This window comes from Dactylosporangium sp. CA-152071, from assembly GCF_050936335.1.
GTDB lineage: Bacteria > Actinomycetota > Actinomycetes > Mycobacteriales > Micromonosporaceae > Dactylosporangium > Dactylosporangium maewongense.
Window position 1 is genome coordinate 338,802 of the sequence record NZ_JBNJMZ010000002.1, and the last position, 10,397, is coordinate 349,198.

14 protein-coding genes and 1 pseudogene are annotated in these 10,397 nt (G+C 74.4%); 9 read left to right on the top strand and 6 right to left on the bottom strand.

The annotated features are described in order from the left end of the window. Positions 1-147: 147 nt before the first annotated feature. The 5 genes from ACQEVZ_RS41620 (at position 148) to ACQEVZ_RS41640 (ending at position 3,352) form a co-directional block, all read left to right on the top strand. Positions 148-978, top strand: coding sequence for a hypothetical protein (locus ACQEVZ_RS41620; RefSeq protein WP_433377988.1), 831 nt, complete (start codon positions 148-150; stop codon positions 976-978). Beyond that, positions 965-1,381 (top strand): MmcQ/YjbR family DNA-binding protein, encoded by a 417-nt coding sequence (locus ACQEVZ_RS41625; protein ID WP_433377990.1) that lies wholly within the window; start codon positions 965-967, stop codon positions 1,379-1,381. The genes ACQEVZ_RS41620 and ACQEVZ_RS41625 overlap by 14 nt, the downstream gene beginning before the upstream one ends. 19 nt (positions 1,382-1,400) lie before the next feature. Next, positions 1,401-1,667 (top strand): hypothetical protein, encoded by a 267-nt coding sequence (locus ACQEVZ_RS41630; RefSeq protein ID WP_433377993.1) that lies wholly within the window; start codon positions 1,401-1,403, stop codon positions 1,665-1,667. Beyond that, positions 1,664-2,329, top strand: a complete 666-nt coding sequence (locus ACQEVZ_RS41635; protein ID WP_433377996.1) for a DUF6193 family natural product biosynthesis protein — start codon at positions 1,664-1,666, stop codon at positions 2,327-2,329. Before ACQEVZ_RS41630 ends, ACQEVZ_RS41635 begins: the two co-directional genes overlap by 4 nt. A 120-nt stretch (positions 2,330-2,449) precedes the next feature. Next, on the top strand, positions 2,450-3,352 hold the full coding sequence (locus tag ACQEVZ_RS41640; RefSeq protein WP_433377999.1) for a serine hydrolase domain-containing protein: 903 nt from the start codon (positions 2,450-2,452) through the stop codon (positions 3,350-3,352). A 17-nt stretch (positions 3,353-3,369) separates the two neighbouring features. Here ACQEVZ_RS41640 and ACQEVZ_RS41645 read toward each other — a convergent pair whose 3' ends face one another. After that, a complete protein-coding gene (locus ACQEVZ_RS41645; RefSeq protein WP_433378001.1) occupies positions 3,370-3,807 on the bottom strand; it encodes a nuclear transport factor 2 family protein in 438 nt (145 codons plus the stop codon). 48 nt (positions 3,808-3,855) lie between these two features. Here ACQEVZ_RS41645 and ACQEVZ_RS41650 point away from each other — a divergent pair, with 48 nt between their 5' ends. Next, a complete protein-coding gene (locus ACQEVZ_RS41650; protein WP_433378004.1) occupies positions 3,856-4,419 on the top strand; it encodes a TetR/AcrR family transcriptional regulator in 564 nt (187 codons plus the stop codon). A 33-nt stretch (positions 4,420-4,452) separates the two neighbouring features. Here the strand turns inward: ACQEVZ_RS41650 and ACQEVZ_RS41655 are convergent, their stop codons facing one another. From ACQEVZ_RS41655 to ACQEVZ_RS41665, 3 genes and pseudogenes are all read right to left on the bottom strand, one after another. After that, positions 4,453-5,220, bottom strand: a complete 768-nt coding sequence (locus tag ACQEVZ_RS41655; RefSeq protein ID WP_433378007.1) for an ATP-grasp domain-containing protein — start codon at positions 5,218-5,220, stop codon at positions 4,453-4,455. A gap of 44 nt (positions 5,221-5,264) precedes the next feature. After that, positions 5,265-5,947, bottom strand: a pseudogene (locus ACQEVZ_RS41660) (zinc-binding dehydrogenase). Positions 5,948-5,995: 48 nt separating this feature from the next. After that, complete coding sequence (locus ACQEVZ_RS41665) at positions 5,996-6,523, bottom strand: GrpB family protein (RefSeq protein WP_433378010.1); 528 nt, start codon at positions 6,521-6,523, stop codon at positions 5,996-5,998. Between the two features lie 29 nt (positions 6,524-6,552). Between ACQEVZ_RS41665 and ACQEVZ_RS41670 the strand changes: the two genes are divergently transcribed. From ACQEVZ_RS41670 to ACQEVZ_RS41680, 3 genes are all read left to right on the top strand, one after another. Next, complete coding sequence (locus tag ACQEVZ_RS41670) at positions 6,553-6,906, top strand: hypothetical protein (RefSeq protein ID WP_354890479.1); 354 nt, start codon at positions 6,553-6,555, stop codon at positions 6,904-6,906. An 86-nt stretch (positions 6,907-6,992) separates the two neighbouring features. Next, a complete protein-coding gene (locus ACQEVZ_RS41675) occupies positions 6,993-7,841 on the top strand; it encodes a phosphotransferase (RefSeq protein WP_433378014.1) in 849 nt (282 codons plus the stop codon). A 40-nt stretch (positions 7,842-7,881) separates the two neighbouring features. Then, positions 7,882-8,826, top strand: coding sequence for a hypothetical protein (locus ACQEVZ_RS41680; RefSeq protein WP_433378017.1), 945 nt, complete (start codon positions 7,882-7,884; stop codon positions 8,824-8,826). A gap of 5 nt (positions 8,827-8,831) precedes the next feature. Here ACQEVZ_RS41680 and ACQEVZ_RS41685 read toward each other — a convergent pair whose 3' ends face one another. Together ACQEVZ_RS41685 and ACQEVZ_RS41690 are read right to left on the bottom strand one after the other, a co-directional pair. After that, the gene (locus ACQEVZ_RS41685) at positions 8,832-9,863 is read right to left on the bottom strand and encodes a hypothetical protein (RefSeq protein WP_433378020.1); all 1,032 of its coding nucleotides are present in this window, start codon (positions 9,861-9,863) and stop codon (positions 8,832-8,834) included. Beyond that, the gene (locus ACQEVZ_RS41690; protein WP_433378023.1) at positions 9,860-10,354 is read right to left on the bottom strand and encodes a SigE family RNA polymerase sigma factor; all 495 of its coding nucleotides are present in this window, start codon (positions 10,352-10,354) and stop codon (positions 9,860-9,862) included. Before ACQEVZ_RS41690 ends, ACQEVZ_RS41685 begins: the two co-directional genes overlap by 4 nt. Positions 10,355-10,397: the final 43 nt, after the last annotated feature.

Genomic DNA, 10,397 nt, shown 5'->3' on the forward strand with positions numbered 1-10,397 from the left:
TCCGCGCGGTGGGGCCTCACCGCAGTGCACCGGCGGCCACCGTGCGTCTGTTCGCGCGGTGGGCGCTGCTTGTTCTCACGGCCAGGTCCCAGCTCGTGGCCAGCTCGTGGCCAGGTGGTGGCCAGGTGCGCGTGCCAGGCTGCTCCGGTGACCGTGGATCCTGCGTCGCACTGGTTGGGCCCCGCGTGGGACGTGCCGGCGAACGTCCTGATCGCCTACGCCACCACCGGCGAACGGCACCGGATGCCCCTGGAGGAGTGGGCGACCCACGGGCCCGGACCCCGGCACGGCACCCGTCCCCGTGTCGCGTACGACCGGCGCACCGGCGACGAGCTGCCGCTGACCGTGGTGCCGCTGCGGTACCGCAACGACCTCGAGTCACGGTCCCTGATCGCCGCCGGCCGGATGCCGCCGCCGTGGCCGCACGCGTGGCGCACCGAGGACTGGGGCGAGCCGCCGTGCGAGCTGGCCGGCCCCCGGCCGCTGCGGCCGCATGGCACCGTCCGCCGGCTCGCGCTCGCGGGCCGCTGGCCCGAGCTCGCGTCGACCGCCTGGCCGGTCGAGGCCGCCCCGTCGCTGTGCGACGTCCTCGACTCGGACCTCGACGTGCCCGTCCGCGGCGCACTGGTCGACCGCCTCGCCCGCCTCGACTTCGCCCCCGCCGCCGGCGTGATCCGGCGCCAGCTGGGCCGCTTCGTGTACGTCGAACCCGACCTCACCGCCGCCCGTCGCTGCCTGCACGCCCTGAGCACCATGACCGGCACCGCCTTCGCCACCCTGCTCACCCACGCCTGGTTCAACGGCTGGCCGGCGCCGGTCCCGCAGTGGGCCGCCGAGGAGGTCGAGGCCGCCAACGGCTACGCGCTCGGCCAGGTCGACGACGCCGGGCGCTGGGTGTCCGCCTGGGACATCCCAGGCTGGGACTTCGGCGCGGGACGGCCCGGATCCGCTGGTACGTTGGGGCGTGTCCCAGATTGACGGACGGCCCGCGACGGTCGAGGACGTGCACGCGCTGGCGGCCGGGATGCCGCACGTCACGGTCGTCCACGGCTCCGGCGACAACCCCGTCTACCAGGTCGGCGGCAAGTCCTTCGTCTTCTTCCGCAACCCGCGCCCCGACGCGGTCGACCCCGTCACCGGCGAGCGGTTCCCCGACGTGATCGTCTTCTGGGTCGAGTCCGACGCGGACAAGCAGGCCCTGATCCAGGACGCGTCGACGCCGTTCTTCACCACCGCCCACTTCAACGGCCACCCGTCGGTGCTGCTGCGGGCCTGCCGGATCGGCGAATTGACCTACGCCGAGCTCGCCGAGGTCGTCCAGGACGCGTGGCTGTCCCGCGCCTCGGCCCGCCGGGCGGCCGCCTGGCTCGCCGCTCGCTAACCTTGGCACCGTGGCCTGGATGCTGATCGAGGACAGCTTCCCGTCTCCGTATGGCGGTGTCGCCGTCACCGGCCGACCTCACGAAGGCGACCTCTCCCGTGGCGACCGGCTCTGGCTGACCGACGGCACCACCCAGCACCCGGTCACGATCGCCCGCGTCCTGCACATGTGCGGCCGCCGCCCGCGAGACGTCGCCCCCGCCGGCCTCAACACCGCGATCGAGCTGACCGGAGTCCCGCCCGGCCTGACCCTCACCGGCCTGCGGCTGCTCGGCGGCGCGGCATGAACCCCGCCGCGGGTGACCTCGCCCAGGCCATCCAGGCGGAGTTCGACCGGACCGGCGTGGTCCTGCCGGTCTTCCCGCGGCCCGACGTCGCCTGCCCGCCAGAGCATGCGGTGGTCGGCGCCGGCCAGCGCACCACGCGCGTGTCGATCTACGACTGGGAGCACCGGACCACCCCGCCGGTCGGCAGGTCGTACAGCATCCGGTGCTACGACGGCACGCTCGGCATCGCCGACGGCTGGGTGCCCGACCTGCCCACGGCCGCCGCCCTCGCGGCCCGGTGGCAGTCCGGCGACACCGCCCCGGCCCTCGCCGCGGCGTTCCCGCTGCTCGGCCCCGTCGAGATGCTGGCCGCCCGCGAACGCGGCGACCAGCGCGAATACATGTGGCACCGGTACGCCTCGAACCACCGAGGCTGGGTCCACGCGCCGCTCGTCCCGTTCATCGTCGCCGCCTTCCACGAGCCCCGCCTCCGCGCCCTGACCCCCGTCCTCGTCAGCCACATGCGGGTGTTCAGCGTCTGCGACCCGTCCTCGCCGGCAAGGGCCTACCCGTGCGTCACCGCCCTCGCCGACGACGTGTTCCGGGTGTGGCTGCGCGTCGGCCCCGACCTCGGTGAGACCGACACCGCCGGCAGCATCGCCCTGCTCCTCGCCACCCCCTGACCCGCCGGTGCTGTCTCGGCGACGGCATCGGCCTCAGGTGGTGCCGGCGGTGTGGGGTCGGCGTCGGTCATGATCGGCGAGGCGGCGGTGCCGAAACGGTCGGGCCGGTACGATCCGGCTGTGGGTGAGGAGCTCCTGGACGACTTCATCAGAGCCAACCGAGAGCGGGACCTCGGCGTGTACGGGGTGCACGTGCACCGGGAGGGCGACGAGGACGTCGAGCGGCGGGTGCGGTCCGACGACCGGGTCAACCTGTATTCGGTGTCGAAGACGTTCACGTCCGTCGCGCTCGGCATCGCGGAGGCCGAGGGGCGGCTCAGCCTCGACGACCGGCTTCTCGACCACTTCCCGGAGCTGCGGCCCATCGCGGCCGACGGGGTCGAGGACGTCACGCTGCGGCACCTCGCCACGATGGCGAGCGGCACGAGCCACGAATGGTTCGCCGACATGCGGGTCGACGCGCTCGACCTGCTGCACGAGATCGTGGCCGCGCCGCTGGACGCCGTGCCGGGGACCCGGTTCGCGTACACCGACTCCGGGCCGTACGCGATCGGGCGGGTCATCGCGCGGGCCACCGGCGCCGACGTGCGGGACTTCCTGATGCCGCGGCTGTTCGTGCCGCTGGACCTGCACAACCCGGCCTGGCACACGTGCCCGCAGGGGTTCCCGTTCGCGGCGAGCGACCTGTTCCTGCGCACCGGCGAGCTCGCCCGTTTCGCGCGGCTGCTGCTGCGGGAAGGCAAGTGGAACGGCCGGCAGCTCGTCCCGGCGGACTACGTGCGGCGGATGACGCAGGAGTTCGCGGACACGAGCAGCATCATCGAGAGCGAGCGGTTCAACCACGGCTACGGGCTCGGCGTCTGGATCGACCGGGACGGCATGTACCGGATGGACGGCCGCTACGGCCAGTACGCCGTCATCTGCCCGGCCCGCCGCGCCGCCGTCACCGTCACCGCCCACTCCGAGCGCGAGGTCGACCTGCTCGAGGCCATCCACGAGCTCATCCTCGACCGCCTGGGCTGAGCGGCACGGCCGCGGCGCTAACCGCGGGCCTTCACGGCCGCGACCAGGTTGTCGAGGCGGCCGCGGATGGCGGCGCCGGTGACGTGGTCGAAGTAGTCGCGGGAGCTGACGATCTCGCCGTCGCGGACCCTGAGCACGAAGATGCCAGGCTGCGAGAACGGTTTGCCGTCGGCGGTGCCCTGGTACTCGAACTCGGCGATCACCACCTCGGGGTCGGTGGTCTCGTGGATGGTGATGTTGGTGGCGCGGCGGTCGAGCGCCGGTCCGGTGCCGGTCGGCGTGAAGTGCGCGCGCAGCTCGTCCCGGGAGCGCAGCGCCGGACCGCGCAGCGGGTCGAACGGGTGCACGACGTGCGTCTGCTCGGCGTACAGGTCCGGCAGCTCCTCCCACCGCCCCTCGGCCACGCCGGTGACGAGCGCCAGGAACACCTCGCGGGGACTACGATGTGGAGTCATGACTCCGATTATACGGAGTCGCGACTCCGGAACAAGGGAGCGATGCGAATGCCCGGCCGTCCACCACGCGCCGACGCGCAGGCCAACCGGCAGCGCATCCTCGACGCCGCCGAGCACGTCTTCGGTACCGGCGGCAAGGCGGCCTCGACCGAGGAGGTGGCGCGGCTCGCGGGCGTCGGCATCGCCACCGTCTTCCGGCACTTCCCGACCAAGACGGCGCTGGTGGAGTCGGTCCTGGTACGCCGCTTCGACCGGCTCCGCGCGCACGCCGACGCGCTGCTGGACGCCGACGACCCCGGCGCGGCGTTCTTCGGCTTCTTCGGCCACCTCGTCGCCGACGCCGCCACGAAGATCGCCATCGGCGAGGCGCTGCACGACCTGACCGGCGGCGGGGACACCGAGGCGGTTCAGGCCTCCCTCGGCCTGCGCAGGTCGTTCGGCGCCCTGCTGGAGCGCGCCCAGCGGGCCGGCGCCGTCCGCGACGACGCCGAGCTGCCCGAGGTGTACGCGTTGCTGGTCGCCACCTCCCGCGCCGCCTCCCAGGCCGGCCTCGACGACGACGTCCGCGCCCGCATGCTCGCCATCGTCTTCGACGGCCTCACCCGCCGATGAGCAGAGCTGACGCCGCCCAGCGATGAGCGGCTGTCAGGAGACCGCCCGGTCGAAGGGCGCGTCGCGGGGGAGGAGACGGTCGCGCGGGCCGGCCGCGCGCAGCACCACGTCGAGCACCCGGTCCGGATCGGCGGCGTAGCACGCGCTGAACCAGCCCATGTTCGCCTCCACCACCGCCCACCGCTCCTCGCCCCGGTCGGCGTCGCTCGCCAGCCCGACGTCCACCACCACCGCGCTCGGCAGCCCGCCCGCGCACGCGCCGAGCAGCCCGCCCGCGAACTCGAGCACCGCGTCCCGGTCCCGGCACCCGTCCAGCGGCGCCGGGTCGAGGCGCCCGTGTGTGGCGTACCGGCTGCCCGCGTGCACGACCCCGTCGAGCACGAACAGCCGGTACTCCACCAGGAACGACACGATCCCGCTCACCAGCACCGGCGTGTCCGCCGCCAGCGCCGGCAGCCGCGATCCGTCGGCGTAGACCGTCGCCGGCAGGTCCTTGTCCCGGGGCTGCTTCACGAACACCGGCGTCCGCGTCCACCGCGCGTCCCCGACGGTGCTCATGACGATGTCGCGGCAGGTGTACCGGTAGGGCAAGGTCACCAGCCAGTCGTCGGCCGGCTCCAGCAGCGCCAGGTCCAGCGCCGCCGCCACCTCACCGGCGAACACCGGCCCGCCGTACACGTGCCCGGCTCCGTGCAGCTCGTGCCGCCCCTGCGCCACCGGCAGCCCCCGCCGCCGGGCCGCGGCGGCCAGCAGCCGGGCGGTCGCGTCGAGGCTGGACGGCAGCACGAGGAAGTCGGTCACGTCCGGGGATTCTGCCGCAGCACCCGCACCGGCCACAGTGGATTTCAGACGGTCACGACGACGTCGCCGACCTTGTGGCCGCTGTCGACGTACCGGTGCGCCTCGACGATCTCGGTCATCGGGTACGTGCGGTCGATGACGACGCGGAGGCGTTGCTGGGCAAGGAGGTCGCGGAGCTCGGCGAGCGCGGCGTGCTCGCGGACCGACATGCCGGTGCGGACGCGGGGACCGCCGGTGACCGCGGTGCGCAGGGCGTGGACGTTGTTCACCATGCCGGTGGTGGGCAGGTAGCAGCCGCGCGGGGCGAGGACCGGGCGGCAGGCGGCGAACGAGCTGCGGCGGCCTCGGTGTAGCCGACCCCGTCGGGGATCGTGGTGAACGACGCCTTCTCCGGCAGGCACTCGTACTCGGCGTTCGCGCCGACGGAGAAGCCCGTGAACCCGAAGACCCGGGCCCCGACCCTGGTGCGGCTGACCGCCGGCCCGACGGCGGCGACCTCGCCGGCGAACTCCAGGCCGAGCACGCGGATTCCCTTGCGGGGGCGCCGGAGCCCGAGGATGACCCGCCCCCAGCGGGGCTCGCCGCGGCGCATTCCGAACTCGGCGGTGGTGACCGTCGTGGCGTGCACGCGGACCAGCACCTGGTCGCGCTTCGGCTCCGGCGCCGGCAGCGACACCTGGGTGAGGACCTCGGGTGGACCGTACGCGTTGAACATGACCGCTCGCATGCGCGACATCACGCGGAGAGGAACCTGTCAGCACGCTGAGTGCCGAGGTCAGTCCTCCCAGACGTCGACGCGCGGCAGCCCCCGGGCGTCGCGGGCCGCGTCGACCATCCGCTGGATGAGCGCGGTCTTGGCCCGCGTGTACGCGTCGCCGTCGGGCCCGGCCCCGGCCAGCCGCCGCTTCAGCGCGCCGTACTCGTCGCGGCCCGCCGCATCGCGCAGCAGGTGGTCGCGCAGGAGCCGCTCGTTGCGCGTGTCCCACGTGTCCGCGGTCACGACGTGCAGGTGGTAGGCGACCGGCGAACCGTCCCGCCGGTAGAACAGCCGGCCCCGCATGCCGGTCTCCAGCCGGCGGTACCCCAGCGACCCGAGCACCTCGTCGGCCTCGACCACGGCGTCGAGCGTGACGGTGGCCGCCATCAGGTCGATGACCGGCTTCGCCGCCAGCCCCGGCACGGCGGTGCTGCCCACGTGCTCGACGGCGCCGAACAGCCCGGGCAGCGCCGCGGTCAGCTCCTCGACCGCCCGCCGGGCCGCGTCGGCCCACGCCGGGTCATGGTCATGGATCTCGATCAGCACACCGGGACCCTACCGGGCATACTGCTGGGATGCGTGAGACCTACGCCCACACCGCGGTGCTCGACCTGACCGGCGACGAGCGCGCCCCCGGCGGCGCGATCACCGTCGCGCTGTGCGGCGCCTACGACCACGAGCCGCCGTGCCCGCTCGCCGCGCACCAGACCGCGGCGGTCCGCGACGGCGACGAGCTGCGGCTGCGGGTGCTGTTCGCCGCCGAGCCCGCCGACGAGGCCCGCGTCCGCGCCGGCATCGACGGGGCGCTGGCCGCCGGCGAGCTGACCGGACCCGACGGCGTCGTCACCCACTGGCGGCTGCTGCGCAGCGGCCCGGCCGGGATCGCCGCCGCCGACGCCGCCCACGCCGAACGGCTGCGGTCGTCGTAGACACCGCCGCGCTGGTCGCCGCCGCGTTCGGCGCCGGCCGCCCGGCCGCACCGCTCGTCCGCGTCGACGGGGGCGTCTCCCACACGGTGTACCGGCTGCGGACGGCGACCGGCAGCTACGCCGCGAAACGCCTCAACGTCGTCGACGAGCCGTGGTGGTGGGACGAGTACCACGCCGCCGCCCGGATCGAGCGGGCGGCTCGCGTGAGCCGGCCCGAGCGGCTGCCACCCCTGGTCGCGGCGATCGAGGCCGAGGGCACCACAGAGCACTGGCAGCTGCACCGCTGGTGCGACGGGCACAACCCGGCGGACCCCGGCGACGACCTCGCCGACTGGACCGGCGCGACCCTCGCCGTCCTGCACCGTGAACCCGCCACCGACGGGCCGCCGCAACCGGCGCTGTACCCCCTGGAGGCCTGGCACGAGTGGCTCGCCGGGCACGATGCAGACTTCACCCGGCAGGTCCGCGAGCACCTGCCGACCGTCGCGGCGGCCCTGGCGCACCTCGCCCGGCCCGGCCCGGCGCTGACACCGGTCGCCTCGCACCGCGACATCAAACCCGACAACGTCCTGCTCACCGCGGCCGGGCCGGTGCTGCTCGACTGGGACGGCGCCGGCCCCGACCTCGCCGAGCACGAGCTGCTGCGCTCGGCCCTCGCGATGGGCTTCGAGGAGCGGCGGCCCTTCAGCCGTACCGTCGCCGCCTACCACCGCGCGGGCGGCCGCCCGATCCCGCCGGACCCCGCACTCTTCCACGGCATCGTGGAGGCTCAGCTGCGCACCGCCGAGTGGCTGCTGTGGCGGGCCCTCGGCCACCGCGGCGACGGCCCTGCCGACCGGGCCCGGTCCGCGTCCGAGTGCCTCGCCCGGCTCCGCGGCACCGCGAAGAGCCTCCGCCGCATCCCGGAGTGGGTGAGCTGGCTCGCCGGCCGCTGAGGCGGGATTGCCCGGCGGTGCTATCCAGGTGTGCATGGGGATGAGCCCTGAGGCGCGGCGGCGGCTGGACGAGCGGTTCGGCCAGCGGGTCGAGCGCCGGCGGCAGGACCACGCCGCCAACTGGGAGCACGCGGTGCGGGTCGGCCAGGGGCTCGGCCTCGGCGACCCGCTGGGCCTCTACCACACCGAGGTCACCCCGCCGCTCGGCGCGCGGCGGGTGCTGTGGCTGGTGGCGCCGGCCGTCGCGTACGTGGCCGGCGTCGTCCTGCTCGTGCTGTGGAACCCGGACCGGGCGCTGCCGTTCATCGGCGTCTTGCCGTTCCTCGTGGGCCCGTACGTCGTGGTGTGCGTCCTGATCACGCGGCGCCGCCGGTTCACCCGGTGGCTGTACGCCTACGGCGGCGGCTTCGCCGAGGTCGACCCCGACGGGCCGCCGCGGCCGGTCCGGTGGGACGAGATCACCGACGCGGTCGACGCGTGGCGCCACGACGGCGGGGAGTCGAACAGCAGCTGGGCCTACGACGGGTTCGTGCTGACCACCGCCGGCGGCCGGACCGTGCCCGTCACCGCGAAGTACGAGAACGCGCTCGACCCGTACGCCCCGATCGGCGGCATGATCGCCGCGCTGGTGCCGGCCGAGGTCGGCGCCGCGATCCCCAGGTTCCCCACGATCGCCGCCCTGATCGTCGACCGGGCTGTGACCCCGGTCGTGACCCGCCAGGCCGGCGCCGTGCGTGGCGGCGCCGTCCTCACCCGCGGCGGCGTCCGGGTGACCCGCGACGGCATCGCCGGCCCGAAGGACACCACGGTCACGCCCTGGGCGGCGATCGACCGGATCGAGCTACGGCCCGGCCGCGTGAAGGTGCGCCCGGTCGCCGGCAAGGCCCGCACCTACACCGACCACCGCGACGGCTCCGGCTACTCGGTGCTCTGCCGGCTCCTGCTCGCTCTCGGTGTGACCGCCTCCTACGAGCACAGAGGCTGACGCGGTCACTGCGCCCACGACACGTCCGGTGCGAGGTCGATGACGAGGCCGTCGGCGGCCCGGACGAGAGCCTCGCGGGTCGCGGGCGAGTCACCGTCGACGTTGCTCTCCACGGTCAGCAGCCGGCCGTCCGGCAGCGTCACCACGAGGGTCAGCGTCCACGAGAGGTTGCTCGCCGGTGGGGCGATGGCGGCGATCCGGCCGGTCGCGCCACGGACGTGCACCGGGTCACCACCCTCCGGGACGTCGAAGGCCGGGCCGACCGTCGCCTTGAGCGACAACAGCGGCGCAACAACATCGAGCATGATCGAGGTGGCGTCCCAGTGCCGGGTGTTGTCGGCGATCATGTCGTACTTGCCGCTGGGCAATGGCCCCGGCCGTCCCTGCCGCACCGGCGGGCTGAACACGGCCGGGTCCGGGCGCACGGAACGCGCGACGCGGAGGATGTCGTCCTGTGAGATCGCCGGGGAAGACTGCACGCGGGCGAAGTGTGTGGCGTCGATCTGCCAGGTGACCACCGCTCTGCTGTCCGGCGCCTCGCCGACGAACACGGTGCCGGGGACACCGTTGATGTCCACCGCGCCGTCCGGGGTCGGCCCGGGCCGCGCGGGCATCTCGACGATCTCGAGTTCCAGGTACCGCACCGACGGCTGGAACTGGCCGACCATCGGGCCGTCGGTCCACCTGCGGAAGACGGCACCCCCCGTCTCCTGGTCGACGACGACGCCCCCCCGGCGCCGTTCCCGGTAGCCGTCGGGGACCCAGGTCGGGCCGTACCGCAGCGCGATGCCCGGGGTCGCGGCCGGGCCGGGGCTCGCTGCCGGCGGGCCGGCCTGGCGCCGGCCGGTGGCGGCCAACGTGACGGGCACGGCGAGGGCGAGCACGATGACGGCGGCGACGGCGGCGACGACCGTCCGGGTGGTCCGCCGCCGGGCGATCAGCGCAGGCAGCGCGCCGCGGAGCCGGTCGGGGTCCGGTGCGGCGTCGGCCCGCTGCTCCTGCAGCCGGCGGACGAGCGTCTCGAGCTCCGTGGTCACGGTGCCTCCTTCGTGGTGATGAGCGAGCTGGGCAGGGCCGCGCGCAGCGTGTCCATGGCCCGGCTCAGGTGGGTGCGGACCGTCGACGTCCGGCAGCTCAGGACCTCGGCGATCTCCTCGACGGACATGTCCTCGTAGAACCGCAGCGCGATCACGGCCCGCTGCCGCGGCGGCAGGCCGCCGATGAGCCGCATCATGGCGTCGCGGTCCGCGTGCGCCTCCGCGTGGTCCGGCTCCGGCTGGTCGAACCCCTCGCCGAGGTGCAGCAGCCTGGCCGCCGCCCGGCGCCGCCACGACAGGAACTCGTTGACGACCATGCGCTGCACGTACCGCTCGGGCGCCTCGACCCGGCTGATCTGCCCCCACCGCGCCTGCGCACGGACGAGGACCTCCTGCACCACGTCCTCGGCGAGGTGCGGGTTCCAGGTCACCACCGTCGCGTACCGCAGCAACGCCGCCAGCCGCGACGCGACGAACTCCTCAAACGTCACCAGAAGCGCCTCTCCTCGCGCCGATTCGTTCCGGACGGTAGGA